Source organism: Oceanobacillus aidingensis, assembly GCF_042654105.1.
In the GTDB taxonomy this organism is placed as follows: domain Bacteria; phylum Bacillota; class Bacilli; order Bacillales; family Amphibacillaceae; genus Oceanobacillus; species Oceanobacillus oncorhynchi.
Map to the genome: position 1 here is coordinate 17,306 of NZ_JBHSFT010000049.1, position 26,778 is coordinate 44,083.

23 protein-coding genes are annotated in these 26,778 nt (G+C 37.6%); 21 read left to right on the forward strand and 2 right to left on the reverse strand.

Going from position 1 to position 26,778, the window contains the following annotated elements:
* Positions 1-10 precede the first annotated feature (10 nt).
* Positions 11-910, reverse strand: coding sequence for a LysR family transcriptional regulator (locus tag ACFO3P_RS19565; protein ID WP_193064139.1), 900 nt, complete (start codon positions 908-910; stop codon positions 11-13).
* 830 nt (positions 911-1,740) lie between these two features.
* Between ACFO3P_RS19565 and hpaB the strand changes: the two genes are divergently transcribed.
* The 17 genes from hpaB (at position 1,741) to ACFO3P_RS19650 (ending at position 20,032) form a co-directional block, all read left to right on the forward strand.
* Positions 1,741-3,246 carry a 4-hydroxyphenylacetate 3-monooxygenase, oxygenase component gene (hpaB, locus tag ACFO3P_RS19570; RefSeq protein WP_193064138.1) on the forward strand — a complete coding sequence of 502 codons (1,506 nt, stop codon included), beginning with the start codon at positions 1,741-1,743 and terminating at the stop codon, positions 3,244-3,246.
* A 97-nt stretch (positions 3,247-3,343) separates the two neighbouring features.
* A complete protein-coding gene (locus ACFO3P_RS19575) occupies positions 3,344-4,177 on the forward strand; it encodes an FAD synthetase family protein (RefSeq protein WP_212929305.1) in 834 nt (277 codons plus the stop codon).
* A 13-nt stretch (positions 4,178-4,190) separates the two neighbouring features.
* On the forward strand, positions 4,191-4,664 hold the full coding sequence (locus ACFO3P_RS19580) for a flavin reductase family protein (RefSeq protein WP_193064136.1): 474 nt from the start codon (positions 4,191-4,193) through the stop codon (positions 4,662-4,664).
* A gap of 49 nt (positions 4,665-4,713) precedes the next feature.
* A complete protein-coding gene (locus tag ACFO3P_RS19585) occupies positions 4,714-5,391 on the forward strand; it encodes a GntR family transcriptional regulator (protein ID WP_193064135.1) in 678 nt (225 codons plus the stop codon).
* A 168-nt stretch (positions 5,392-5,559) separates the two neighbouring features.
* Positions 5,560-7,056 carry a 5-carboxymethyl-2-hydroxymuconate semialdehyde dehydrogenase gene (gene hpaE / locus ACFO3P_RS19590; protein WP_193064134.1) on the forward strand — a complete coding sequence of 499 codons (1,497 nt, stop codon included), beginning with the start codon at positions 5,560-5,562 and terminating at the stop codon, positions 7,054-7,056.
* A gap of 27 nt (positions 7,057-7,083) precedes the next feature.
* Positions 7,084-8,067, forward strand: a complete 984-nt coding sequence (gene hpaD, locus ACFO3P_RS19595) for a 3,4-dihydroxyphenylacetate 2,3-dioxygenase (protein ID WP_212929303.1) — start codon at positions 7,084-7,086, stop codon at positions 8,065-8,067.
* Between the two features lie 43 nt (positions 8,068-8,110).
* Positions 8,111-9,037 (forward strand): 2,4-dihydroxyhept-2-ene-1,7-dioic acid aldolase, encoded by a 927-nt coding sequence (gene hpaI / locus ACFO3P_RS19600; protein ID WP_193064132.1) that lies wholly within the window; start codon positions 8,111-8,113, stop codon positions 9,035-9,037.
* Between the two features lie 123 nt (positions 9,038-9,160).
* Positions 9,161-9,952, forward strand: coding sequence for a fumarylacetoacetate hydrolase family protein (locus tag ACFO3P_RS19605; protein WP_193064131.1), 792 nt, complete (start codon positions 9,161-9,163; stop codon positions 9,950-9,952).
* A complete protein-coding gene (locus ACFO3P_RS19610; protein WP_193064130.1) occupies positions 9,949-10,749 on the forward strand; it encodes a fumarylacetoacetate hydrolase family protein in 801 nt (266 codons plus the stop codon). Before ACFO3P_RS19605 ends, ACFO3P_RS19610 begins: the two co-directional genes overlap by 4 nt.
* A 2-nt stretch (positions 10,750-10,751) precedes the next feature.
* The gene (locus tag ACFO3P_RS19615) at positions 10,752-11,135 is read left to right on the forward strand and encodes a 5-carboxymethyl-2-hydroxymuconate Delta-isomerase (protein ID WP_193064129.1); all 384 of its coding nucleotides are present in this window, start codon (positions 10,752-10,754) and stop codon (positions 11,133-11,135) included.
* A 30-nt stretch (positions 11,136-11,165) separates the two neighbouring features.
* Positions 11,166-12,584 (forward strand): NAD-dependent succinate-semialdehyde dehydrogenase, encoded by a 1,419-nt coding sequence (locus ACFO3P_RS19620; protein WP_289584652.1) that lies wholly within the window; start codon positions 11,166-11,168, stop codon positions 12,582-12,584.
* Positions 12,585-12,657: 73 nt separating this feature from the next.
* The gene (locus ACFO3P_RS19625) at positions 12,658-14,520 is read left to right on the forward strand and encodes a XylR N-terminal domain-containing protein (RefSeq protein WP_193064127.1); all 1,863 of its coding nucleotides are present in this window, start codon (positions 12,658-12,660) and stop codon (positions 14,518-14,520) included.
* Between the two features lie 181 nt (positions 14,521-14,701).
* Positions 14,702-16,216, forward strand: a complete 1,515-nt coding sequence (locus ACFO3P_RS19630) for a 4-hydroxyphenylacetate 3-hydroxylase family protein (protein WP_289584651.1) — start codon at positions 14,702-14,704, stop codon at positions 16,214-16,216.
* A 379-nt stretch (positions 16,217-16,595) separates the two neighbouring features.
* The gene (locus ACFO3P_RS19635) at positions 16,596-17,672 is read left to right on the forward strand and encodes a TRAP transporter substrate-binding protein (protein WP_193064125.1); all 1,077 of its coding nucleotides are present in this window, start codon (positions 16,596-16,598) and stop codon (positions 17,670-17,672) included.
* A 10-nt stretch (positions 17,673-17,682) separates the two neighbouring features.
* On the forward strand, positions 17,683-18,153 hold the full coding sequence (locus ACFO3P_RS19640; RefSeq protein WP_226894964.1) for a TRAP transporter small permease: 471 nt from the start codon (positions 17,683-17,685) through the stop codon (positions 18,151-18,153).
* Positions 18,150-19,454 (forward strand): TRAP transporter large permease, encoded by a 1,305-nt coding sequence (locus ACFO3P_RS19645; protein WP_289584650.1) that lies wholly within the window; start codon positions 18,150-18,152, stop codon positions 19,452-19,454. Before ACFO3P_RS19640 ends, ACFO3P_RS19645 begins: the two co-directional genes overlap by 4 nt.
* Positions 19,455-19,846: 392 nt before the next feature.
* Positions 19,847-20,032: a Rossmann-fold NAD(P)-binding domain-containing protein gene (locus ACFO3P_RS19650; RefSeq protein ID WP_226894952.1), complete on the forward strand. Its 186-nt coding sequence runs from the start codon at positions 19,847-19,849 to the stop codon at positions 20,030-20,032.
* Positions 20,033-20,138: 106 nt separating this feature from the next.
* Here ACFO3P_RS19650 and ACFO3P_RS19655 read toward each other — a convergent pair whose 3' ends face one another.
* On the reverse strand, positions 20,139-21,020 hold the full coding sequence (locus tag ACFO3P_RS19655) for a LysR family transcriptional regulator (protein WP_256706096.1): 882 nt from the start codon (positions 21,018-21,020) through the stop codon (positions 20,139-20,141).
* Between the two features lie 122 nt (positions 21,021-21,142).
* Here ACFO3P_RS19655 and ACFO3P_RS19660 point away from each other — a divergent pair, with 122 nt between their 5' ends.
* Genes ACFO3P_RS19660 through ACFO3P_RS19675 form a run of 4 tightly spaced genes read left to right on the forward strand, consistent with a single transcriptional unit; the run spans position 21,143 to position 26,762 of the window.
* Entirely contained in the window at positions 21,143-22,600 is a 1,458-nt protein-coding gene (locus tag ACFO3P_RS19660; protein ID WP_289584649.1) for a CoA-acylating methylmalonate-semialdehyde dehydrogenase, read from the forward strand.
* Between the two features lie 20 nt (positions 22,601-22,620).
* A complete protein-coding gene (locus ACFO3P_RS19665; RefSeq protein ID WP_289584648.1) occupies positions 22,621-23,967 on the forward strand; it encodes an aspartate aminotransferase family protein in 1,347 nt (448 codons plus the stop codon).
* A 40-nt stretch (positions 23,968-24,007) separates the two neighbouring features.
* Complete coding sequence (locus ACFO3P_RS19670) at positions 24,008-25,531, forward strand: aldehyde dehydrogenase family protein (protein WP_289584647.1); 1,524 nt, start codon at positions 24,008-24,010, stop codon at positions 25,529-25,531.
* 34 nt (positions 25,532-25,565) lie between these two features.
* Positions 25,566-26,762 (forward strand): NAD(P)/FAD-dependent oxidoreductase, encoded by a 1,197-nt coding sequence (locus tag ACFO3P_RS19675; RefSeq protein ID WP_256706099.1) that lies wholly within the window; start codon positions 25,566-25,568, stop codon positions 26,760-26,762.
* Positions 26,763-26,778 lie beyond the last annotated feature (16 nt).

Below are 26,778 nucleotides of genomic sequence, written 5' to 3' on the forward strand. Positions count from 1 at the left end.
TCAGTTTAGTTCACACTTTTTCAACTTTTAACGACTCCTCAAATAATTCAATAAACCGCTGTTTACTTTTGGTAAGATAACGATCCTTCAACCAAATAATAGCTGATTTAGAAATAATCGTTTCATCTTCAATGGTAAAACTTTTAATACCATTAATAGAATGTTTTTTTAAGGTCGACGCTGGAACAATGGAAGCTCCAACTTCCGCGCTGACTAGCTCTAGGATCATATCTACATCAGGACAAACCGTCACGACATCGGGGGCAAGTTCCAATTCTTTAAATTTATCAATAATCAATTCGTATTGACCGATACCACTGATCCGTCTTAATAATATTAAAGGCAAATTGGCAATTTCGTTCATGGTGATACTTGGTGATTCGTAGGATTTTGCCCATTGTTCAGGCATGATAACGACATAGTTTTCGTCTGGAAGGTGAAAACTTGAATAAAGATCTAAATCAAGAGGAAGACGAACGATTGCTAAATCAAGGCTTCGGTTTTTAAGTTGCTCTGCAAGAAGGTAAGAGTCTCCTTCCCTTAATTCAAATGTTACATTTGGATATTTTTCGCGAAAAGATTTTATTCGTTGTGGTACATGAGAAAAAAGTGTTTTTACACAACCCACTGTCAGTTGTCCTTTTAGACCTTCCCCAGTTTCTTTAACCTCTGTAAGCGTTTCCTCTAAATATTTAAAAAAATAACCGGTCTTATTATATAAAACTTCACCGGCCTCGGTTAGTTCCATTTTCTTACCACTTCTTTCAAACAAAGGAACACCTATTTCTTTTTCTAATGCTTTTAAACTTTGACTTAATGGGGGCTGAGCCATATGTAATGTTTTCGCAGCCCTTGTAATTTGCCCCTCTTCTGCGATCGTGTAAAAGTAACGTAATTGTCTCATATCCATCTTTTCCTGCCCCCCAGTTCTCTCTTTTCTAACTAATAATCAACCCCATATGTATAAAGAATACAATAGTATGGAGCAGTTGAAAAGTCAAAAAATGGATTCCAATTTTATTGCTAGGTAACTAAGTTGGGACTGGGACTGCGGTTTTGTCAGGTTAATGAATTTACTTAAATATTATACAGTTAGTAATAAAACCTATCTAGCGTAGTGTTTTTCCGCAGCGGTCGCACTAACCTGACAACATTGCTGCGGTTACTCGCCCCATTGAAGGGCTTTTGTAAGACATTCATTTCTAGAGGTGAAGGAAGCATATCATTATTTAAAATGACAGTTTGGCAGCTCATAACAGTGCGAGTGATTCAACTACCAGTCCTTTATGATGTGTTGAGTAATTGCAAATGATCCTCGGTAGGGCGAATAATCATAGTTCCAGTCCTATTCAGTTAGATGGAGAAGACACTCTAAATTCGCTACGTTTCAGGATGCCACATATTTCGTTTTTGTAAGAGATATGAAATCTCCCACTGAATGAAGTTTCACTTTATAAAGAAATTCGTAAAGCATCATATATAAAATGATATACAATAGTATACTTAAAATGTATATGACTGATACAAAATAGATATTTTTCATATATCTTATTCCATGCTAGTATACAGATAAGGTTGAATTATTTAAATATTTCAAAGTAGGATTTACCTTTTTCAGCCACTAGATATACTCTTTTTTTTAATCTTTTAATGTAAGCGAATTCAACTATTTGAAGATTAAGAATAAAGCTTGTGGAAACAGGTTTTAAATCAGCAAGAAAAACAAAGGAGGAGAAAGTAATGCCAGCTAAAACAGGGCAGCAGTACATTGATAATTTAAAGAAAGCAAATAACAACGTTTATATTCATGGAGAACGAGTAGAAGATGTAACAACACATCCAGCATTTAAAGGTGCTGTTCAATCCATGGCAAAATTATATGATTTACAATATGAAAAACCAGAAAAAATGCTTTATACATCACCTACAAGCGGTGACAAAGTAGGGAAAACGTTCATGGCTCCAGAAACCATTGAAGAGTTAATTGAACGTCGAGAAGCAATGATGGAATGGCAAGGTATTACAAAAGGTCTAATGGGACGCTCTCCTGACTACCTAAACTCAGAAGTTATGACAATGGAAAGAGCGTATGATTATTATGGAAAAGGAAATCCACAATTTGCTGAGAATGCAAGAAAATACGCTGAGTATGCTAGAGAAAATGATATTAGTCTTACACACACGTTGATTCATCCGCAAGTAAATCGTGCAAAAATCCAAGCGGAGCAAAAAGATGCAAATGTCGCTTTACATGTTGTAGAGAAAAATGACGATGGAGTTGTTGTTGATGGTATCCGCCTACTTGCCACACAAGCAGGTATCACAGATGAAATTTTTGTATTCCCATCAACAGTAGTTAGAACTGGTGCGAAAGATGATCCTTATTCACTGGCTTTTGCAATACCAAATAATACACCTGGATTGAAATATCTGAGTCGTGAAGCATTTGATTATGGTAAAAATAGTTACGATCATCCAGTAGGATCTCAGTTTGAAGAAGGAGATGCAATTGTTTCCTTTGATAATGTACTCGTTCCTTGGGATCGCATTTTCATTCTAGAAGATTCAGAGATTTGTAATAATGCATTTGCTGAAACAAATGCGGTTGTGCACATGTCCCATCAGGTTATTGCGAAAGATATCGCAAAAGTGGAATTTTTGCTAGGCGTTGTCCTTAAACTGATGGATTCTATCGGTATTGATGGTTTCCAGCATGTAAAAGACAAAGGTACGGAAATTATGCTTACGCTGGAGAATATGAAATCGCATCTATTTAAAGCGGAACATAACGCTAAACTCGATAAATGGGGTGTGATGACTCCCGATTTTGAGGCATTAAATGCAGCAAGAAACTGGTTCCCGCGTGTATACCCACGTCTGGCAGAAATTTTAAGAATTTTAGGTGCATCTGGATTAATGGGAATTCCAACGTATGATGATTTTGCGAGCGAGGAACTTGGACCAATCTTAAACAGAGCGATGCAAGGTAAAAATGTAGAAGGTTTTGAACGTGTTCAATTGTTCCGTCTCGCATGGGATATGACAATGAGTTCATTTGGAAGCCGTCAGACACATTATGAGTACTATTTCTTTGGAGACCCAGTTAAAATGGGGATGGCTTATTTTGATAATTATAATCAAGAACCATATAAAGCAATGGTGGATGAATTTTTAGAAAATCAACGCATTAAGAAACCAGAAATTCTTAATAAAATGAATTCTCAAACAAAAACTGTCTTAAAATAAGAATATTTTAGACAATACCTGTTATGGAATGAAAGAATTTAACCTTATAAGATGAACGTGAGTTAGAAAACAATGCAGCAGGAAGGAGGAATCTATGATGGAAGTGGTTAACCTGACTCATTTAGATGAACAAATATCTAAGCAACCTCATATCATGGCAATTGGATTTTTCGATGGCGTACATTTAGGGCATCAAGAATTATTAAATCATGCCAAAGAGCTTGCAAAGAAACAAAATGTTCTTTTTACTGTAATGACATTTAGTCCGCATCCTAACGAAGTATTAAAAGGAGATACGGATCATAAGTATTTGATGACATTACCGGAAAAAAAGAAAAAAATGAAAGCTATGGGTGTTGATAAATTATTTATCATGGAGTTTGATCGCACTTTCGCTTCACTCCTTCCGGCTGATTTTATCCAAAAGTATATATTGAATTCTAACACGAGACACGTTGTCGTAGGGTTTGATTTCACATTTGGTTTTAAGGCACAGGGGAATACACAACTTCTAAGAATGCAATCAAAAAAATCAGGCTTTGGTTTATCTGTTATTCCTAAAAAAACCTATATGGAGGAAAAAATAAGCTCTACGCTTATAAGAGGTTTGGTACAGGAAGGCGATATAGATTTGGTACCTTATTATTTAGGTTCCAATTATGAGGTGAACGTGAATATCCTTCAATATAAAATAAATAGAAATGTTGTCGTGCAGCCTAATGATAAATCGATTTTTCCAAGCCATGGGTCTTATATTGTAAAAGTGAATCATGGGACAAAAATTTCATACGGAAAATTCCATCGAAGGCCTGATTCAAATGATGATAATATATTGGAATTTATGGATCCAGTCCATGAATATGGAGATATTTGTTCCATTGAATTTATTAGTAAGGCCGAAGTAACAGAGAGTCTTTCGGTATCAAATTAAAGGAGGAGTAATCATGGATAGTAGAGAGTTTCGTAATGCAATGGGGAAATTTGCCACAGGTGTAACAGTTATCACAACAAATGATGGTACCAATACGCATGGTATGACAGCGAATGCATTTATGTCTATTTCATTAGATCCGAAATTGATAACGATTTCCATTGATAACAAGGCGAATATGCTCCAAAAAATAAAAGCATCAGGGCAGTATGCAGTAAATTTCCTATCTGATAAGCAACAGGATATTTCGATGAATTTTGCTGGTCAAAAGAAAAAAGAAGATGGTGTTGACTTTGGTGACGTTCAGGGTGTACCGGTGATTAAAGATGCTCTGGCTTCTGTAGTTTGTGATGTAGATCAAGAAATTGTAGTCGGTGATCATACGCTTTTTATTGGCAAAGTAAAAGATGTAAAAGTTACAGAAGGTAATCCATTAACTTTTTACTGCGGTAAATATGGGGATTATAGGCAGAAAGAATACGCTTAACAAAAGAATCTTTGACCAAACGCTATAATTCGTATAGTATAAAGTCACTATGAATAATATTAAACAAGTAAGTAAAAAACAAAAAGCATACGACTATATGAAATCAAAAATTATGGAAGGTTTTTATGTTCCAGGACAGCGGATTGTGATTAATCAACTTGTCAAAGAATTAGCAACAAGTGCTATTCCAATTCGGGAGGCAGTGCGTCAATTAGAAGCGGAAGGTTTAATCGAATATCAACAAAATATTGGACCAGTTGTAACACCAATTGATGAAAGCAAGTATATCGATACACTTTCTACCCTGGCAGTTTTGGAAGGATATGCTACAGCACTTAGCAAAACAACATTTACAGATGAAAAGATAAAAATCTTAACAGACTTAAATCAAGAAATGAAAGGGGCTTTAGCTGAATTTGAGTTTGGAAAATTTGGTGAGTTAAATCGAGAATTCCATGACTTAACGTATGATAACTGCCCGAATCAGTATTTAATTGAATCCATTCGAAAAACATGGATGCAGCTGGATTCCATTCGTTTGACTGGGTCAACATTTAACCCAAAAAGAGCGAAAGAGTCGATTGACGAACATGAGCATATCATTCAATTACTAAGGGAGGATGCTGATTCTCAATTAATAGAAATAGCAGTTAGATCGCATAAATTAAATACAGTTAAATCATTCCATGAAAGAAAAACACAGCCAAATGGCACTACTTTTATATAAAGTGCCTTCCTTGTAATTGTTTTATCCTCAGTTAATGTTTAAATGAATATGAAAACGCTATCTAAATTAGCGGATGAAAAAATAATCATCAGAAATATAGAAAAAAACTTAAAATCATATATTATTTCATATATAATAAAATATAATTTAATTGAAGGAGTGGATATTGTGTCAGGGAAACACGAAGAATTAGCAAATAAACTAGAAGATATTAAGCTATATATTAATGGTGAATTCGTTGATGCTGAGGACAATGGAACGTTTGAGAATATTAGCCCTTTTACAAATGAGAAAATAAATAATATTGCTTCAGGCCAAGCAGCAGACATTGATAAAGCTGTGCAAAATGCAAAAAAAGCATTTAAAGGTGAGTGGGGAAATTTAAAACAAGCTGAACGTTTGGCGTATGTGTATAAAATCGGTGATTTGATTGAACAACATACAGATGAAATTGCATTATTAGAATCATTGGACACTGGCCTTCCAATCAGCCAAACGAGAAAACAAGTATCACGTTCTGCGAATAACTTCCGATTTTACGCAGATACGGTGAAAAGTCAAATGTATGGAGAAGTATATCAAGTAGACGACGAATTTATTAACTATACGGTACGTTCTGCAGTTGGTGTTGCGGGATTGATTACTCCTTGGAACGCTCCATTTATGTTGGAAACGTGGAAAATTGCACCGGCATTAGCAACAGGCAATACTGTCGTTTTAAAGCCTGCGGAATGGTCTCCATTAACAGCCAATCGTATGGCAGAAATTATCGACCAAGCTGGGCTTCCGGATGGTGTTTTCAATATTGTACATGGATTTGGAGAAACTGCTGGAGATGCATTAGTGAAACATCCTGATGTACAGCTTATTTCCTTTACTGGAGAGACAACTACCGGATCGACGATCATGAAAAATGGTGCAGATGCATTGAAACGTTTTTCCATGGAGCTTGGCGGCAAATCACCAATTATCGTATTCGAAGATGCAGAATTAGATAGAGCACTCGATGCAGCTACTTGGGGAATATTCTCATTTAATGGAGAGCGTTGTACAGCAAACTCCCGTCTGTACCTGCATGAAAGTATTGCAGATGATTTTATTGAAAAATTAAAACAGCGCGTGTGGAATATTAAGGTTGGGGACCCGTTGGAAGACGATACACAAATTGGTCCGTTGATTAAAACGGAACATTACAACAATGTTAAAAATTATCTTAGGATTGCTGAGGAAGAGGGTTGTGAAATAATTAGCGGCGATATTCCTCAAGAATTAAGCCGAGGTAATTACGTAGCTCCTACTATCTTGTTACATGCATCAAATGAGATGCGCGTCATACAAGAAGAAATCTTCGGACCTGTCATCGCAGTAATGACGTTTAAAGAGGAAGCAGAAGTAATTGAAAAAGCAAATGATGTTCGTTATGGACTTGCAGGTTATGTATGGACAAATGATATCAAACGTGGTCACCGCGTAGCACATGCGATTGAATCCGGTATGCTATGGGTTAATGCGCAAAATGTGCGTGATCTTAGAACGCCATTTGGCGGTTCGAAAGATAGTGGTATCGGGCGTGAAGGCGGACACTATGCATTTGAATTCTATACCGAACAAAAAATTATCCATGTAGCTATTGGTGATCATCATATACCACAGTTTGGAAAATAGAATCTAAAACGGAGAGGGGAAATAATAATGAATTTTGATATTAAACGAACAGGACGTGCAGTGCTTCACGTGACAGACCTGGAGAAATCAAGAATTTTTTATGATTCGCTTGGTTTAATCGAAACCGAATCGGATGATGAGAATATTTTCTATCGTGCAATTGAAGATCATAATCACCATTGTCTCTGGCTAAAGAAAAAAGCCGAAGCTGCTGTGGAAGTAATCAGCTATCGAGTAAATTCTGAAGAGGACCTTGATAAATTAGAAGTATTCTTCCAAAGCCAAGGTACAGAAGTAAAGTGGATGGAAAAAGGTTCTCAAAAGGCAATTGGACGTACCATTCGCATACAGGATGTTTCAGGAATACCTGTAGAATTCTATTGTGAGATGGACAAAGCAGATCGTATGCTGCGACGCTTTGACGTTCATGTTGGTGCTAAAGTACAGCGCATTGATCATTTTAACTGTGCAGTACCTGACGTACAAAAAGCCTATGACTATTACACAAAAGAGCTTGGCTTTGCCTGCTCGGAATTTACCACTTCCAAAGGGGAAGAGAATATTTGGGCAGCGTGGCTACATCGTAAACCTGGTGTACATGATACTGCATTTATGAATAGTGTTGGACCACGCTTGCATCATATCGGTTTTTGGTTGAAAGATCCTATGAGCCTGATTGATGGATGTGACTATCTGGCAGCAAAAGGATTGTCTTCAACGATTGAAAGAGGTCCAGGACGTCATGGATTGTCTAACGCATTTTTCTTATATCTAAAAGACCCAGATGGCCATCGTATTGAATTATATAACGGAGATTATTACACTGGCGATTCCGATTTTGAGCCTCTTGAATGGGATTTAGATGATCCACAACGACAAACTTTCTGGGGACATGAAGCACCGGACAGCTGGTTTGAAGAGGCCTCTACTTTCTTAAATGCTTATACAGGAGAAAAAGTGGAAACAAAGCAGCCAACATTAGAAAAAAGAAAGCCAAGTACAGTAATATAAGTATTCTATATATTTAGTAAACTAACAGGAGGTTATGTATAAAATGAGTAATAAATACGATGCTATTAAACAAAACTTAAGAGGTTCTATCGCACCAGTAATAACACCATTTAAAGCGAATGGGGATATTGATTTTGAAAAACAATCTGAGTTAATCGAATTTCAGATTGAAAATGGAACACATGCTATTTCCGTAACAGGTACTTCTGGAGAGCCAAGCTCACTTACAACCGAAGAGCGCGTGCAAGTCATGGAAAATGCGATTAAAACCATTAATGGGCGAATTCCATTTGCCCCAGGAACAGGATCTACAAACCATGATGAAACCATGTACTTAACGAAGAAAGCAGAAGAAATGGGAGTAGACGCTGCTATGGTGATTGTTCCTTACTATAATAAACCAAACCAGGAAGCATTGTACGATCATTTTAAAACAGTGGCTGATTCTGTAGAGATTCCAATTATTATTTACAATATCCCAGGGCGAACTGCTCAAAATATGGAAGTAGGGACAATGGCTCGTTTAGTCAAAGATTGTCCAAATATTGTAGGAGCAAAAGAATCGAACAAAGATTTCGAACATGTTAATAGAGTATTACTTAACTGTGGAAGAGACTTCCTATTGTATTCAGGAATTGAACTTCTGTGCTATCCAATGTTGACAATCGGTGGAGCTGGTTCCATTAGCGCGACTGCAAACGTAGAACCTAAGAAAGTTGCTGAAATGCATGATGCTTGGGAAGAAGGAGATTTAAAGCGAGCGCAGGACCTTCACTTTGAATTGATGAATTTGAATGATGTTCTGTTTAAAGATACAAACCCTGCCCCCGTTAAAGCTGCACTCGGTATGATGGGCATGATTGAGCCTGTTTTACGTAGACCGATGGGCTTACCATCTGAAGCATTACAAAAAGAAATTCGTGAAACACTTGTTGAATATGGAAAAATAGAAGAGAAAGCGTCTGTTTAAATAAATTTAACGTACCTCTAGAAAAAATGGAATGAAAGGCCAGTAAGCTGCTGGTCTCTTTTTCTTCATACCATCCGATTTTGAACCAGAACCTATTTTAATCTTGTAAGGGAGCGCTGTTATATGAGTAACGTGAAATTTAAACCTCAAGGGATTTGTCAGATAAAAGAAGGAATCTATGATACCAATCAAGGTTTGCTAAATGTGGATGGAAAACAGTACTTTCCAGATGATTTATCATTAGATGTACCTGTAAACGGAACCGTTTATGGGACATTATTAAACTATAAGGGAGAGTATAAGCAATTAGAAACTTCAATGACTGAAGATCCGTATAAAGCTCCACCAAAAGCTCCTATATTATACATTAAACCGATTAATACACATATTGGATATGGGGAGTCAATTCCTTTACCAGAAGGAGTTGGAGAAGTTTCTGTTGGTGCTGCATTAGGTATCGTTGTTAGTAAAACTGCTAAACGAATTCGAAAAGAAAATGCTTTAGACTATGTAGATGGTTATACAATCATCAATGATATAAGTATTCCACATGAAAGTCTTTATCGTCCAGCATATAAAGAAAAAGCAAGAGATGGATTTTGTCCGATAGGTCCATGGATCCTTCAGCGTGATGCTATCGAAAATCCGAATGAGCTTGGCATTCGTGTATATATCAATGGGGAATTAAGACAGGAAAATACGACATCGAATTTAATCCGATCTGTGGAACAATTATTTGAAGAAGTAACAGACTTTATGACATTGTATGAAGGAGATATATTATTGGTTGGTGTACCAGAAAATGCCCCGATTGCAAAAGAAAATGATCACATCAAAATAGAAATTGACCAGGTCGGGATACTAGCAAATAAAATCATAAAAGAAAAAGCAGCTGTAGGAGGGGATATCGGATGAAGCATGCACGCGTAGCGTATAATGGTTTAATTCAGAACGCAACTGAAACAGATGAAGGAATTAGATTAGAAGATGGCCGGATCGTAGAAGAATCACAGGTTACTTGGCTTCCACCAGTAGAACCTAAAACGGTATTTACACTTGGTCTGAACTATGCGGATCATGCAGCAGAGCTTTCATTTAAAGAAACGCAAAAAGAGCCATTAGTATTTTTAAAAGGGCCCAACACATTTCTCGGTCACCTTGGTGAAACGTATCGTCCGAGTGATGTAACATTTATGCATTATGAATGTGAATTAGCAGTTGTCATTGGAAAAACTGCAAAAAATGTTTCAAAAGAAAAAGCCTATGATTATGTACGTGGCTATACGGTAGCGAATGATTATGCTCTACGTGACTATTTAGAAAATTACTATCGACCAAATCTTCGCGTGAAAAATCGTGATACATGCACACCCATTGGCCCTTGGTTAGTGGATAAGGAAGATATTGAAGATCCAATGAATTTACAGTTGACTACGTATGTAAATGGAGAAATGACGCAGCAAGGGAATACAGCGGACATGATTTTTTCTATCCCTCATTTAATTGCGTATTTAAGTGGGTTTATGACATTAAACGCTGGTGATATTATTCTGACTGGAACTCCCAAAGGTTCTGTAGATACAAAGGTCGGCGATGAAGTGATAACAGAGGTAGAAGGAATCGGAAGACTCGTAAATACCATTGTCGGAGAAGAAGTTTTCCAAAATAAATTAATGAAAAGTATCCTAAATAATGGAGAAAGCGTGGACTGATTATGCCGCATCTTATTATTGAATATACCACCAATTTAAAAAAAGAAACAGATATACCAGCACTTCTAAAAAAAGTTAACGATTCGCTTCTCTCTCATTCTGATATTATTCCAATTGGTGGTCTTCGAACTAGAGCAATTGAGTTAGTAGACTATTGTGTAGCAGATGGAACAGAAGATGATGCCTTTGTACATGCTACATTAAAACTTGGTAGCGGGAGGACAGAAGAAGATAAAAAAGCGCTGTGTGATGATTTATTTTTGACAATAAAAGACCATTTTGCAGATATTTATAAAAAACGATACTTAGCATTGTCTTTGGAATTACATGAACTTACAAATCCTACTTATAAGCACAATAACATCCATTCTCGATATAAAAAGTAATCACTATCTTACATGAAAGAGGTATATACGATGCAACAATTTAAAATGTTTGTTGATGGCAAATGGTTTGGACAAAAATTAGAACAAATTGATGTAATCAATCCAGCTACAAATAAATCAATTGGAACCATTCCCAAAGGCGGGATGGAAGAAGCGAAGCAAGCAACAGATGCTGCACACGCTGCCCTAAAAGAGTGGGCTGCAAGAACTGCGGAAGATAGAAGTAATTATCTTGTGAAATGGCATGATTTGATAAAAGAAGAGAGAGAAAATATAGGAAAAATCATGACTGCAGAACAGGGTAAACCACTTAAAGAAGCGATTGGTGAAGTAGATTATGCAAACGGTTTTATATCATGGTATGCAGAAGAAGGAAAACGAATATATGGTGATATTATTCCAGCATCACATACGAATAAACGTATTTTTGTACAAAAACAACCAGTTGGGGTTGTTGCAGCGATTACACCATGGAACTTTCCAGCAGCAATGATCACTCGGAAGGTCGCACCAGCACTTGCAGCAGGGTGTACGGTCGTTATTAAACCGGCTACCCAAACCCCTTTGACAGCTTTTAAATTAGTGGAGTTAGCTGAAAAAGCTGGTATTCCCAAAGGTGTTATCAATATCGTTACTGGGAGCTCTAGTCAAATTGGAAAAGCATGGAGTGAGGATAGTCGTATTCGGAAATTAACATTTACCGGTTCCACTGAAGTTGGAAAAACATTGATGAAGGATGCTGCTGATACGATGAAAAAGATTTCTCTAGAACTAGGTGGTCATGCTCCATTTATTGTCATGGAAGATGCCAATCTAGATAAAGCGGTAGCAGGTGTTGTGGCATCTAAATTTCGTAACGCTGGTCAAACTTGCGTATGTACGAACCGAGTATATGTGCATGAATCGATAAAAGAAATTTTTCAAGAAAAGTTAGCAAAGGCGGTGTCCAAACTACATGTTGGAAATGGAGATGAAGAAGGGACAGATATTGGTCCGTTAATTGATCAGAATGCAATTGAAAAGGTAGAAGAACAAGTTAAAGATGCGGCAAGTAAAGGTGGAAATGTTATCTTCGGAGGAAAACGTTTAGAAGGATTATTCGTTGAACCGACGATTGTAACAGATGCAACAGACGATATGCTTTGTATGTATGAGGAAACATTCGGCCCATTAGTTCCAATTACCACTTTTAAAAATGAAGAAGAAGTAATTGATCGTTCTAATAACTCTCCGTTTGGGCTAGCTGCTTATGTATTTACAGAAAATATTGGCCAGGCTATTCAAATTAGTGAAGCACTTGAATATGGTATAGTCGGCTTAAATGATGGAGCACCGTCAACTCCACAGGCCCCATTTGGAGGATTTAAAGAAAGCGGACTAGGACGTGAAGGCGGTTATCATGGTATTGAAGAATTCCTGGAAACGAAATATATTTCGCTTGCATTTTAATAAAGAATGCTAATGTAACTCCTGCTTTGACGAATTCATTAGCAATTGCGGGGGATATAGGCAGGTGGAGAAAATGAGTTTGCATCAGAAGGTACCACAAAAAATGATAGATAATGAAGGCAAAATTTACTTAGATAATGAACGGGTAATTTTAACTTCATCAGCTGTTTTTGGAATCCTTCGTAAAGATCTAATGGACAATATTTCAGAAGAACGGATGAAAGGTTTCTTAATTCGTTATGGATGGAATTTAGGGAAAAAAGATGCGGAAAAGATGCAAAGAAAGAATCTCTATTCTATGGAAGAGATCCTAAAAAAAGGCCCAGAATTGCACATGATGAGAGGATTTACAAAAGCAAAACGAGTAGATCTTCAACTTGATTATGATGAAGTTGGACAAATAGAACGTGTTCACGTAGAAGGGTTTTGGTCTGGCTCTTATGAAGCAGAAGAATTTATCACGCAATTTGGCCAATCAGATGCAGCTGTTTGTTACACATTAGTTGGTTACGCAAGTGGATACTACTCAGAAATATGTAATAAAACGGTCATATTTAAAGAAATGTCATGTGAAGCAGCTGGATTTGATAATTGCTATTATGTTGGAAAAACAATACCTGAGTGGAATGGAACAATTGAAGATGAATTAAAGTACTATTATGATGAGCCAATTGTCCGGGAATTGGAGACAACCTATGAAAAATTACTCGAGGAACGGAACAATTTAGAAAAAACCTTTGCAATTCATGATCGTCTTACAGCAGAATTGATGGATGGAAATGATCTTCAATCAATTACTGATGCAATTTACGATGAGATCGGATTACCAATAATGATAGAAAATGCAGATTTATCACTATTAGCTTATTCTGGATTTTCTAGAGACTTGTTTGCAATGGATTATGTAGATTTTAAATCAAAGATTCATGACAGACAAGATGAAAAGTATTACCAAATGAGAAAAAGCTCGGATGGGAAAAATCAATATCTTATAGTTCCTATCATGATTCAGCGAAAGTGTTTTGGGTTCTGTTCCTTTGTGTATGAAGGAAATAAATCAATTACCAAAATGGATTTCATGATTTTGGAGAGGGTTGCATCGATATGTTCCTTCTATATATTAAATGAGAAAACGACCTTTGAAGCAATAGAGCGGATAAAAGGGTATTTTTTGAATCAGATTATCGACGGAAGTCTTCTATCAGAAAAAGAAATTTTTATTCAAGGGCAATATATTCAAGTAGATTTAAATAAACCTTATTATATTGCTGTATTGAAATATGATAACAAACGGGCAGGTTCCGAAAATGAACTGCTTTTTCAGGATCAATTAATAGAAACTGTTCAACACTATTTTAAAAATCGATCAAATGTTTTAATTGGTCAGCGTTCAGGAATGCTCGTTCTTCTTATTCAAATAGATCAAAATAAAAAAAGTGTGAGAGAAGTCTGCCAGATATTGCTTCATTATATTGAAAAGAAATATCCAGCGAGCATATTTCGTATTGGTGTAAGTACGTTAACTGAAAAAATTCAACAGGCAAATGAATCCTATGAAGAAGCAATAACTGTACTGAAAATGACCGACGCATCCGACAAAATGAAGGTATTCAAGGACATTAGTGTCGCAGGCTTGCTTTTGTATTCCAAAGATAAACAGGTAGTCATACAAAAAGCAAAACATGTGCTTGGAGAGATTTATACAAAGAAAGAGGAAAATGTTGAATTAATTAAAACATTATATGTATTTTTAACAAATGGAGGGAATCTTGAAAAATCGAAGGAAGCGTTAAACCTCTCCATGAGTGGGTTAAGATACCGAATAAGAAGATTAGAAGAAATGCTCGGAAAAGATCTTCGTCAGCCAGCTGTAACCTATGAAATTATGCTTATATTACAAGTACTCGATGCTGAGAGGGAAATTGAATTAGTATAAGTTCTATAATTAGGATAAAATCACTGATTTTTAGAGTTTCAAGTACGTATCGTTTAAACATATATTGTTTGTTTTATCTATTTATAATAAACAATAATTGTTGTATAACAGCATGGGCTTTCTTGATAATCTTTACCTAAAGAATTTATTATATCTATTTTATTGGAGGTTATATAAAATAATGAATGGTAACGAATATTTAGAAAGCTTGCGAGATAGTCGTCAAGTATACTTGAACGGTGAAAAGGTGGATGATGTAACTGCCCACCCTGCATATCGGAATGCTGCAAGATCGATAGCTCAATTATATGATGCTATGCATGATCCAGAAAAAAAAGATATTATTACAGCGAAATCAGATGTAGGCGATTTTCGAACACATAAGTTTTTCAAAGCATCTACAAGTGCTGAAGAATTACTTGAAGCTCGTGATGCAATGGCCGAATGGACAAGATACAGTTATGGGTTTATGGGGCGTACCCCTGATTATAAAGCTGCTTTTTTAGGATCACTTGGACCGTATGCAGATTTCTATAAAGGGTTTGAAGACAATGCAAGAAGATGGTATAAAAAAGGACAGGAAGAAGTGCCTTTTTGCAACCATACAATTGTAAATCCACAGTTGGATAGACATAAGCCACTTCATGAAAACAAAGATGTATTTGTACGTGCGGTAGAAGAAAGAGATAATGGCATTATTGTAAGCGGAGCCAAAATGGTTGGAACTTCTGCAGCTCTCACCCATTATAACTTTGTAGCTAACTATTCTCCGCAAGATTTAGGAGAAGGTGACACAAGTCATGCGTTAATTTTTTTTGTACCAATGAATGCACCAGGAGTAAAAGTAATCAGTCGTCAATCTTATGAAGAAATGGCTGCAGTACAGGGGAGTCCATATGATTATCCATTATCAAGTCGTTTTGATGAAAATGATGCCATCATTATTTTAGATAATGTTCTAATCCCATGGGAAGATGTGTTGACTTATAATAATGTAGAAATAGCAAACAGTTTTAGACCGCAAACAGGCTGGTTGAACCGATACACATTTCAAGGGTGCACTCGTTTTGCTGTAAAACTTGATTTTATGGTTGGTATGTTGCTTAAAGCGACGGAAGCAGCTGGAACAAATAACTTTCGCGGTGTACAGGCAAGAATTGGTGAAGTAATCTCTTATCGTAATATGTTTTGGGCTATTTCTACCGCGATGGCACTGAATCCGGAAGAAGGTACAAAAGGCTATAAACTTCCAAATTCAACGTACGCAACTGCCTATCGTACCTTTGCACCAACAGTATGGCCAATAATCAAAAACACATTTAATGAAGTAGTTGCAGGTGGTTTGATTTCGCTTCCATCAAGCAATCAAGATTTTCTTAACCCTGAGCTTCGGCCATACATCGATCAGTACTATAAAGGAACTGGAATAAGTGCAGAAGAAAGAGTAAAGCTCTTGAAAATGGTTTGGGATGCAACGGGGACTGAATTTGGAGGGCGTAACGAATTATATGAAATAAACTATGCCGGTAACAACGAAGGAATTCGCCTGGATGCTTTCAAGATGGCTAACTCATCTGGTCAAACAGATAAATATAAAGCATTTGTAGATCAAGCAATGAGTGATTACGATCTTCATGGCTGGACAAATGATAATTGGATTAATCCAGATAAAGCAACACAAAAGTTGTTTAATTAATCAATGTAAGCATTTAATAATAGTATACTTCCTTCTAGAATGGAGGGAGCCATATTTAGAAGGAAGTGTTTTCAATTCTATCCTTTTTTCCATAAGAATAGATAATGAAAAAATGCATCTAATAAACTTAAGTACGTTTTTTAGTAAGTGAATTTAAAGATTGATACCATGATTCATATGGATAGGAATATTTTTAGAAAATCAATTATTGTTAAATTCCAACTCTGTTTATATATGATATTATATATTATTTAATGCATTAATATTGGAGGATGAATTGTAAGCGGTTACTAAATGAAAGAAAAGCTCTATTATAGTGATTGGAAAAAAGGATACAGATAACAAAATGAAGGGTTATTAAGAGGAAAGGAGAAAAAATATGCAAATCAGCAACATTAAAAATAGAGTTCTGTTGATTATATTATTATTTTTTATATTGTTTTTAGCGGCCTGTAATGATTCATGGGCTGTTGAATCAGAGAATTCAGATGAGGAAACGCATAACCTGATAGTTTCTCACTTTCAACCTGGCAATCATCCTATTCAAACAAATATTTTAGAAGGACTCGCTTCTGATTTGAATGAACAGACAGATGGAAGAATTGATATGGAATTTTATCCATCAAATACATTGGGAGATGCCGGATCACAATATGATATGGCTGTCACAAGAGAAGCGGATATTGCTTTGAGCGTTTATGGTTATTCTTCGGGTCGATTTCCGCTAGTAACTGTCATGGAGCTGCCCTTTTTAGCGGAATCAGCAGAGCATGCTTCTGAAATTTTAATGACGTTATATGAGGAATTCCCAGAAATGCAGGAAGAACATGCAGATACCCATCCTTTATTTTTGTTTTCTGCAGAGCCAGCCCAGATCATAAGTAAAGATTTTAAAATAGAAACACCAGATGATATGAAAGGTTTACGTGTCCGTTCGCCATCTCAAATGGGAAACGACATTATTGAAGCGTTAGGAGCAACGCCTATTTCAATGCCAATGGGGGACGTTTATGAATCGTTGGAAAGAGGTGTAATTGATGCTGCAGTTGTCCCGTTTGAAACGCTTTATAATTATAGCTTCCATGAGGTAACCAATTATATAACAATAGGTGATTTTTCTGCTACACCATTTTTTAGTGTCATGAGCGAGAAAACATATGAAGATTTCAGTGAAGCGGATCAACAAACACTGGATAATTTAATAGGAAAAGATCTGGCAAAAGAAGCTGGAAGTATCTATGATGCAGATGGAGAAATTGGCCTGGAAACAGCAATTGAAAATGGAGCGGAAGTCATTGAATTAGAAGGGGATGCATTAATTCCATGGGAAGAAGCGCTAGAACCAATGGTTAATGAGTGGATCGAGCAAAGAACGGAAGAAGGCTATCCTGCTCAAGAAATTTATGACCGGGCGATGGAATTAAAAGAGGAACTGAGCGATAGAGAGGAGGATTAAGGTGGAGCGAATGATAACGAAATTAAATACTGGCCTAGTTTATATTGCCCAAGCTGTTTTAATTATTATGGTAATATTGGTCACTGCAGATGTTGTGGGGCGTTGGCTTTTCAGTCAGCCAATTACCGGTGCTGTAGAAATTACTGAACTAGGTTTATCTATGGTCATTTTTTTAAGTATTGGTTATACCCATTTAAAAGAAGAACATATTTCAATTGAATTTTTGGTGGAACGGTTACCTGAAAAAGCACAATGGATAGTAGAAGTGTTTATTAATTTAATCATTATGGTGGTAATGGTATTGATGGCTTTAAGCTTGTTCTGGTATGCTGAGCGATTATTTACTTCAGGAACGGTAACAGGAGATTTAGGTCTTCCAATCTACTTATTCGCTGCGGTTGCTGGAGTCGGAGCAATTGTATTTGTATTAAATGCCTTATTGTTAGCCATCAAATACTTTACAAAGGTGGGTAAAAGATGAGTCCAGAACTTATTGGTTTTTTAGGGATTATTGCGATTCTGATATTGTTTTTTCTAAAGATCCCGGTAGCTATTACTTTAATCATCGTCAGTTTACTAGGAACGACTCTCATTAGAGGCTGGGATGTAGCTTTTGCACAATTAGGGAGAACGCCATTTGATATATCAAGTGATTATTCACTAAGTGTTATCCCCTTATTCATTCTAATGGGAATGATCTTATCTTATACAGGAATTGGAAAAGACTTATATAGAATGGTAGATAGCTGGATTGGGCATTTGCGAGGTGGTCTTGCAATGGCGACCATTGGTACTGCTGCTATTTTCTCATCTATTTCAGGTTCTTTAAATGCGACAACTGCTACAGTAGCAAAAATTGCTTTACCAGAAATGGAAAAATATAAATATAAACCGGGATTGTCAACATCAAGCGTTGCTGCAGGTGGGACACTTGGAATTCTAATTCCCCCAAGCGTTATTTTGATTCTATATGGAATTCTGACAAGAGAACCAATTGGTGCGCTTTTAATTTCAGGTATCATTCCAGGTATTTTGCAGATTACTATTTTTATCATTACAGTTTATATTCTTGTTCGTAAAGACCCTTCCATTGCACCGCCAAGAGAAGGAAAAGCAAGCAATTCGGAAAGGTTACGTACATTAAAAAATATTTGGCCATTCATCGGACTGTTTTTAGTTAGTATTGGTGGTATTTATTTAGGTATTTTTACACCGACTGAAGCAGCTGGAGTCGGAGCGTTTGGTGCCTTATTGTTTGCTTTGCTATCTAGAAAACTAACATGGGAAAGTTTGAAAGGTTCATTAAATGAATCCGTTCGGCTAACTGCATTTATTTTCTTTATTTTGATGGGAGCTAATTTATTCGGGCAGTTTCTAGTAATTAGTAGAATCCCAGTCATGCTAACAACATACATTGGAAATCTTGATTTAAACCCATATATTATACTTATCGGTATACTTATTATTTTGCTTGTACTTGGTTGTTTTATTGAAAGTTTAGCTTTAGTGGTTATTACATTACCTATTCTTTATCCAATTATTACTGAATTAGGATTTAATGGTATTTGGTTTGGTGTCATCATGATTATGGTTATTAATATTGGTGCATTAACGCCGCCTCTGGGAATAAGCGTTTATGTGATTAAAGGAGTAGCTAAAAATATTTCTCTACAGACAATTTTCAGAGGAGTTGTTCCAATGATTATCGCCATGATTGTATGCGTTGGGATTTTAGTTATCTTCCCACAGATTGTTACGATATTGCCAGATTTAATGAATTGACTTTAGTAAGAAAGATAATATTATCTCGATGAAGGCCTTATTAAACTTTGATTTTATTATCTTTAAGAAGTTTGTTAAAATTGGTTAATATAACTAGCTATAATACAGAATAAAATGGTATCTATTCTAAATATATTGATTTGATAGGGTTATAACATCATTTGACTAATAGTCAATTGCAAATGGACAAGTAATATTAAATTTAAGCTTAGTTCGTATTGGAAACGAATGGATGATTGGAAAATTATCAGCATAAAATAATTCTATGGACAGAAAGAAAAGCTGTAATTTTCATTTTGAGCCGAAATCTTCTTTGGATAGAGATGTATTTAGTTCATCTCTATCTTTTTTATGTGGAAAAGATAAGTGCACTTTTATAGGTTAGGTTCGGAATGAATAAAATGGCAGGGGTTTGTGTAAGACAAGCTTGTTTATTGACATCGATGCTGGAAAAATCAAAAGAAAAATATGGTAAACTATTCCAAGGATTTGAACCTGTATCTTCCAAACGGATTGGCTTAGCTTATCGAAAGAGCGTTTTTGGTGCGCAGACTGGCCAGGCTTATAAGGTTTATTAAGCAATTTAAAAATTATTGTTTAACTAGACAAATAGAAAGCAGATCAATTTAGCTGTAATTGGTCTGCTTTCGTATGAGCAATAAAAATATGAAAATAAGGACGTCTTTATAATTGAAAAGGTTCTTCATAAAGTTCTTTGGTAATAGAGACAAAAAGCTGCGTAGCATGGGACGGGCTAGTTGGCGTACATAGTCCTATAATTCGATAAGCATCCTCTTTTAATTTGATAATCCGAATACTTTTAGATGTTTTTTCTCTTTGCAGTACTAGCTCCGGTCTAATATTTATTCCGAGATTTGCTTCAACCAGCGCAATAATCGGCAAATCTTCAGATACTTCATATTTAATATTGGGAGATAGATTATATTTTGAAAATAGTCCATTGATTTCATCATCCCAGCTCTTTTTGGGTTTGATAAACGGATAGGAAGACAACTCCTTTACGCTGATTTCGTTTCTGGAATGTAAAGGATGCTGATTGGAAACAATACAAAATAATTCATCTTTTTTTAGCGGTGAAAAGGTTAGACCGCTGTTTTCAATCGGAGTATTAAAACAACAATCCAATTCCCCGGTCAGCACCCTTTTTTCAAGGGATTCATAATCACCTTCATGAATATTCACTTCAATTCCTGGATACTCCTCCTGCATTTTCATAACAATGTCAGGAATCCAATTGCCTGTCACACTGGAAAAAGAACCTACATTCACCGTTCCGGTCTTCAACCCATTCAAATGGCTTGCTTCCTGCATTAACGCCTCATTCATTTTTTCTATCTGCAACGTATACTGATAAATTTTTTCTCCTTCTTTGGTTAAGGTAATTCCATTTCTGTTTCGATTCAATAATTTTAAATTTAAATCAGATTCCAAACTTTTAATCGCGTTACTGAGTCCGGGCTGCGTAAGGTGAAGTTCCTCTGCTGCTTTGCTGATATTTTTCAGCTGAATTACTTTATTAAATATTTCATATCGCTGCAATGTCATGGGCGTGCTCCTTACTATCATTTTTTTGAATGGTAGACATAATGAATATTTATTTTACTTATGCTAATTATCTAAATAAAATGAGAATATGTCAAACAAATTCCAATTAAAGGGGGCATACGATGTCGACGATAAGAACGGTTGAACAGATAAGTAATTTTATAAATGGGGAATGGGTAGAACCCACTTCAGGAAATTATACAGAAGTTTTTAATCCGGCAACGGGAGAAGAAATTGGCAAGGTTCCGATTTCAGGATTTGAAGAAATTGATAGCGCTGTCAAATCAGCGGAGCTTGCTTTTAAAGAATGGAGAAGAGTTGCTGTTCCAAAAAGAGCGCGAATGCTATTTAAATATCAGCAATTATTAATTGAAAACAGGGAAGAGCTGGCTGAAATCATCACATTAGAAAATGGAAAGACATTTGATGATGCAACGGGCGAGGTACAAAGAGGAATTGAATGCGTAGAATTTGCTGCTGGTGCTCCAACCTTGATGATGGGAGAGCATCTGCCGGATATCGCTACAGGAATCGAATCGGGAATGTATCGCTACCCGATTGGAGTCGTCGGCGGGATTGCACCATTTAATTTTCCGATGATGGTTCCATGCTGGATGTTTCCGTTAGCTATTGCCTGCGGGAATACATTTATTTTAAAGCCATCTGAAAAAACGCCATTGCTTGCCAACCGATTAGCTGAAATTTTTAAAGAGGCAGGTTTGCCTGACGGTGTATTGAATATTGTTCATGGTTCCAATGATGTTGTGAATGGAATTTTAGAACACGAAAAAATTAAAGCGGTATCATTTGTCGGGTCTCAGCCTGTTGCAAAATATATTTATCAGACAGCTGCAGCAAATGGAAAGCGTGTCCAGGCGCTAGCCGGTGCTAAAAATCACAGCATTGTGTTAGAAGATGCAGATTTAGATAATGCGGTATCAAATATTACTGCTGCAGCATTTGGCTCAGCTGGGCAAAGATGTATGGCAGCCTCTGTAGTAGTTGCTGTTGGAGATGTTGCAGATAAACTGACGGAACGCTTGAAGCAGGCAGCGGATAATGTGGTTATCGGAGATGGGGCGGATAAAGCATCTTTTCTTGGACCAGTTATCCGGAAAGAACAAAAGCAAAGAACGTTAGATTATATTGAAACTGGTTTAGAAGAAGGGGCGACCTTACTGAGAGACGGAAAAGAAGATAAGAAAGACAGTGACGGATATTTTGTCGGGGCAACGATATTTGATCATGTTCGCACCGATATGAAAATTTGGGAAGATGAAATGTTTGCGCCAGTGCTTTCGGTTGTACGTGTGAATACGATTGATGAAGCAATCGAGGTAGCGAATGCATCGGAATTTGCGAATGGAGCCTGCTTATACACGGATAGTGCAAAGGCTATAAGAACATTCAGAGAGGAAATAGATTCCGGGATGCTAGGGATTAACTTAGGCGTTCCTGCTCCAATGGCATTCTTCCCGTTTTCAGGATATAAGAATTCATTTTATGGAGATTTACATGCAAATGGCAAGGACGGTGTTCAATTTTATACGCGAAAGAAAATGGTGACGGCGCGTTATTAAGTGTATAAGGAGGTTGGCCAATGCTTCAATCGATGAATCAAGCAAATGATATTAAGCAAAAAGATGCTAAACAGCTCTGGCACGCAATGAGAGGGTCTAAACCCGATCCGAATCTTCTGGTTGCGGAAACTGCTGAAGGAGCGTGGGTGACAGATATTGACGGAAATAAATACTTAGATGGAATGTCTGGATTATGGTGCGTTAATGCCGGTTATGGACGGACGGAAATTGCACAGGCAGCATATGAACAATTGGAAAAGCTGGCATATTTTCCGCTGGCACACAGTCATCAGCCGGCGATTCAATTGGCTGAGAAGTTAAACAGCTTTCTAGATGATGATTACGTGTTCTTTTTCTCTAATAGCGGTTCGGAAGCAAATGAAACAGCCTTTAAGATAGCGAGGCAATACCATCAGCATAAAGGAGAAGGACAGCGGACAAAATTTATTTCCAGATATCGTGCTTACCATGGAAATACCATGGGAGCGCTCGCTGCAACCGGCCAGGCTGAAAGAAAATATAAGTATGAGCCGTTAGCACAAGGTTTTTTGCATGTAGCACCGCCTGATCTTTATCGCAACCCGGACGATGAAAAGACTTTATCCTCTGCGGAAGCAATTAATGAATTAATGACATGGGAGCTTAGCTCAACCATCGCCGGTGTGATTATGGAGCCGATTATTACCGGAGGAGGCATTCTGATGCCGCCTGAGAATTATCTGAAGCGGGTCAAAGAAATCTGTGAGGCGCATGGAGCATTGCTGATTGTCGATGAAGTTATTTGCGGCTTTGGCAGGACGGGCAAACCGTTCGGATTTATGAATTATGATGTAAAACCGGACATTATTACGATGGCAAAAGGAATTACAAGTGGTTATATGCCTTTATCAGCTACTGCAGTCAGAAGAGAAATTTTTGAGCAATTTGACGGTGAAGATATATACGATCGTTTCCGTCAAGTGAATACGTACGGCGGGTCCCCAGCAGCCTGTGCTGTAGCTTTAAAGAATATTGAAATTATGGAAGAGGAAAATCTCTTCCAGCAGTCGGAACAGCTGGGAGCACGATTACTAGAAGATTTTCAAGATTTATTAACGCATCCCAATGTCGGGGATGTCCGCGGGAAAGGCTTGTTGCTGGGAATAGAGCTGGTAGAGGAGAAACAGACAAAGGAACCAATTCATGTCGATAAAATCAATCAGATTGTAGCTAAATGTAAGCAAAGCGGATTGCTGGTTGGTAAAAATGGGGATACGGTTGCCGGCTTTAATAATATTCTTCAGCTGGCTCCACCGCTCAGTATTACAGAAGAGGATTATCAATTCATCGTCAAAACAGTGACGGAGAGCATTTCAGAGTTGAATTGATTGGATTCTTCAAAGGATAGATACAAAGGAGGAAGGTATCATGAGTGACGCAGCAGCATTTGAAGCAGTTTTAAAAGATACGGAAGAAGTTCAGAATATGTATATCGCTGGGGAGTGGACCAGCGGGAGTACCGGAAAATCCAGAAAGGTTTATAACCCTGCAAACAACCAAGTCATTGCAACCGTTGCTGACGGCGGCGCTGAGGATGCAGACAAAGCAATCGAAGCTGCCAGAAAAGCCTTTTATGAAGATGGCTGGCGTGAAGCCTATGCGAGAACAAGGGCTGACCTGCTATTGAATGTCGCAGAGAAGCTGGAGGCGCGGAAAGAGGAAATAGCAAAATTAGAAACATTAAATAACGGAAAAATCTATGAGGATTCTATTGTTGATGTGGAGGATGCCGTACATCAATTTAAATATTATGCGGGACTGGCGATGCAGCCGCATGGTCAAACCTATGAAGTGCCCGATGAAATTCAGGCCATGGTGATTCGGGAGCCGGTTGGCGTGGTCAGCATTATTGTTCCGTGGAATTTCCCGCTGGTAATGGCTGCGCAAAAGCTGTCAGCTGCGCTTGCTGCAGGGTGTACCGTGGTGGTAAAACCAGCTTCTCAAACGCCGTTAACCGTGTTGAGATTATTTGAAATTATTGATGAGGTCGGCTTTCCAGACGGGGCAGCGAATCTGGTGTTGGGTCCAGGCTCTGTGATCGGCAATCAATTAGTACAGCATAAGGATGTCGATAAAATATCGTTTACCGGCGGAACAGATACCGGGAAGCAAATTATGAAGGATGCAGCGGATACCATTAAAAAAGTCGGCTTAGAGCTGGGAGGAAAATCTCCAAATATCGTATTTGCCGACGCGGATTTTGAAACGGCAGTCGATTATGCCATGCTGGGCATCTTCGCCGGACAGGGGCAGGTTTGCTCGGCGGGCTCTCGATTAATTTTAGAGAAAAGTATCTATGAGAAATTTGTTGATGAATTAGTAAAACGCACGAACAAAATCAAGATTGGACCGGGATGGGACCCGCAAACTGAAATGGGACCGCTTATTTCTCCGGATCATGCCGATTCTGTTCTGGAATATGTCAAAGTCGGCTTGGATGAAGGCGCGGAATTATTATGCGGCGGAGAACGTTTAACAGACGGTTCTCTTGCAGAAGGGAATTATGTAGCTCCGACGATTTTTGCAAATACAACACCAGATATGCGGATTGTACAGGAAGAAATTTTTGGGCCAGTACTGGTTATTCAAGTATTTGAAACAGAGAAAGCGGCACTGGAGCTGGCAAATGGAACAGATTTTGGATTGGCGGCAGCGGTATTTACGAATGACGGTGCGAAAGCGCAGCGGGTGATTCGCGGATTACATGCAGGAATTACCTGGGTGAACAGCTATCATCCAACATTCAATGAAGCTCCTTGGAGCGGCTATAAGCAGAGTGGAATTGGCGGAGATTTAGGCACATATGGCTTTGAAGAGTATCTGTATAAAAAGCAGGTCAACATTGCTTTAGAAGTGAAGCCTTCAGGCGCTTACTCCAATGCAGACAGTTAATCTATCAATCTATTTTTAAAAAGGAGGTGGCAGATTGAATAGTTTTGATGTGGTTGTTATCGGCGGAGGCATTATTGGTTCAAGTGTAGCTTATTACCTCTCTAAAGAAGGGTACCAAGTTGCTTTGGTGGAGAAGGGAGATATAGCGGCTGGTACGTCGAGCAGATGTGATGCTGTTGCCCTCATTTGTGATAAGAAACCGGGAATTGATACAGAAATCGGCTTTCGAAGTATTCAGCTGTATAAAGAATTAGCAAAAGAATTCTCTTTTGATTTCGAGTTTTTCTCCCGGGGAAGCCTGTATGTTTGTGAAACAGAACAGGAATTGGAAATTGCAAATGGGTATGTCAAGCAGCAGGTCGCTGCCGGCTACGATATGAAGATGGTAAGTAAAGAGGAGCTTCCCGATATCGAAAAGCATTTGGCTAACGATTTGGCAGGCGGTGTCTGGACAGAGGTTGACTCTACGATGAATCCATATCTCGTTTGCTACGCCTTTATTGAAGAAGCAAAAAAATACGGATTGCAGCTTTTTACGAATCAGGAAGTAAAAGAAATCACACAGGGTCCGGATGACTCTGTAGAGTCTGTAAAAACCAGCACCACAACGTTATATACGAAAAATGTGGTCAATTGCGCCGGTGTCTGGGCAAGTCATATTGGGGAAATGGTCGGGATAGACATTCCGATTCGGCCAAGAAAAGGAATGGTCCTTGTGACAGAGCGGACAGACAGGATCGTTCATCAAAAAGTACATGAATTTGGCTATATGCTCTCTAAATTTGAAGATATCAACTACAAAAGAAATGTCAGTAAACTTGTAGAAGATTATAATATTGCCTTTACCATTGAACCGACAGAAGCAAGTAATTATTTAGTAGGCGGACATCGCGCATTTAAAGGCTATGATACCAGTGCGGAACATGATGTGATGCGGGGAATTGCCGAACGGGCAACGCGGTTCCTGCCGATGTTAAAGGATGTCAATTGTATACGTGCCTATGCCGGCATCCGTCCATGGGTAGTGGATCATTTGCCGATTGTATCCGAGGTAGATGAGGTGCCGGGCTTCTATATTGCCAGCGGCCATGAGGGTGACGGAATCAGTATGGCACCGATTACCGGGAAAATGATGACAGAGCTTATTTCAGGAAAAGAAACCGAATTTAATATTGATCGCTTGAAATTTTCAAGATATAAAGCGCAAGAAGAAATCTTACAAACTATTTAATTATTGGAGGAATGAA

What these genes read in the sequence shown, in the direction of transcription:
- ACFO3P_RS19565 (WP_193064139.1), bottom strand. Translation starts at nt 910, where the DNA reads ATGGATATGAGACAATTACGTTACTTTTACACGATCGCAGAAGAGGGG.
- hpaB (WP_193064138.1), top strand. Translation starts at nt 1,741, where the DNA reads ATGCCAGCTAAAACAGGGCAGCAGTACATTGATAATTTAAAGAAAGCA.
- ACFO3P_RS19575 (WP_212929305.1), top strand. Translation starts at nt 3,344, where the DNA reads ATGGAAGTGGTTAACCTGACTCATTTAGATGAACAAATATCTAAGCAA.
- ACFO3P_RS19580 (WP_193064136.1), top strand. Translation starts at nt 4,191, where the DNA reads ATGGATAGTAGAGAGTTTCGTAATGCAATGGGGAAATTTGCCACAGGT.
- ACFO3P_RS19585 (WP_193064135.1), top strand. Translation starts at nt 4,714, where the DNA reads ATGAATAATATTAAACAAGTAAGTAAAAAACAAAAAGCATACGACTAT.
- hpaD (WP_212929303.1), top strand. Translation starts at nt 7,084, where the DNA reads ATGAATTTTGATATTAAACGAACAGGACGTGCAGTGCTTCACGTGACA.
- hpaI (WP_193064132.1), top strand. Translation starts at nt 8,111, where the DNA reads ATGAGTAATAAATACGATGCTATTAAACAAAACTTAAGAGGTTCTATC.
- ACFO3P_RS19605 (WP_193064131.1), top strand. Translation starts at nt 9,161, where the DNA reads ATGAGTAACGTGAAATTTAAACCTCAAGGGATTTGTCAGATAAAAGAA.
- ACFO3P_RS19610 (WP_193064130.1), top strand. Translation starts at nt 9,949, where the DNA reads ATGAAGCATGCACGCGTAGCGTATAATGGTTTAATTCAGAACGCAACT.
- ACFO3P_RS19615 (WP_193064129.1), top strand. Translation starts at nt 10,752, where the DNA reads ATGCCGCATCTTATTATTGAATATACCACCAATTTAAAAAAAGAAACA.
- ACFO3P_RS19620 (WP_289584652.1), top strand. Translation starts at nt 11,166, where the DNA reads ATGCAACAATTTAAAATGTTTGTTGATGGCAAATGGTTTGGACAAAAA.
- ACFO3P_RS19625 (WP_193064127.1), top strand. Translation starts at nt 12,658, where the DNA reads ATGAGTTTGCATCAGAAGGTACCACAAAAAATGATAGATAATGAAGGC.
- ACFO3P_RS19630 (WP_289584651.1), top strand. Translation starts at nt 14,702, where the DNA reads ATGAATGGTAACGAATATTTAGAAAGCTTGCGAGATAGTCGTCAAGTA.
- ACFO3P_RS19635 (WP_193064125.1), top strand. Translation starts at nt 16,596, where the DNA reads ATGCAAATCAGCAACATTAAAAATAGAGTTCTGTTGATTATATTATTA.
- ACFO3P_RS19640 (WP_226894964.1), top strand. Translation starts at nt 17,683, where the DNA reads ATGATAACGAAATTAAATACTGGCCTAGTTTATATTGCCCAAGCTGTT.
- ACFO3P_RS19645 (WP_289584650.1), top strand. Translation starts at nt 18,150, where the DNA reads ATGAGTCCAGAACTTATTGGTTTTTTAGGGATTATTGCGATTCTGATA.
- ACFO3P_RS19650 (WP_226894952.1), top strand. Translation starts at nt 19,847, where the DNA reads ATGAATAAAATGGCAGGGGTTTGTGTAAGACAAGCTTGTTTATTGACA.
- ACFO3P_RS19655 (WP_256706096.1), bottom strand. Translation starts at nt 21,020, where the DNA reads ATGACATTGCAGCGATATGAAATATTTAATAAAGTAATTCAGCTGAAA.
- ACFO3P_RS19660 (WP_289584649.1), top strand. Translation starts at nt 21,143, where the DNA reads ATGTCGACGATAAGAACGGTTGAACAGATAAGTAATTTTATAAATGGG.
- ACFO3P_RS19665 (WP_289584648.1), top strand. Translation starts at nt 22,621, where the DNA reads ATGCTTCAATCGATGAATCAAGCAAATGATATTAAGCAAAAAGATGCT.
- ACFO3P_RS19670 (WP_289584647.1), top strand. Translation starts at nt 24,008, where the DNA reads ATGAGTGACGCAGCAGCATTTGAAGCAGTTTTAAAAGATACGGAAGAA.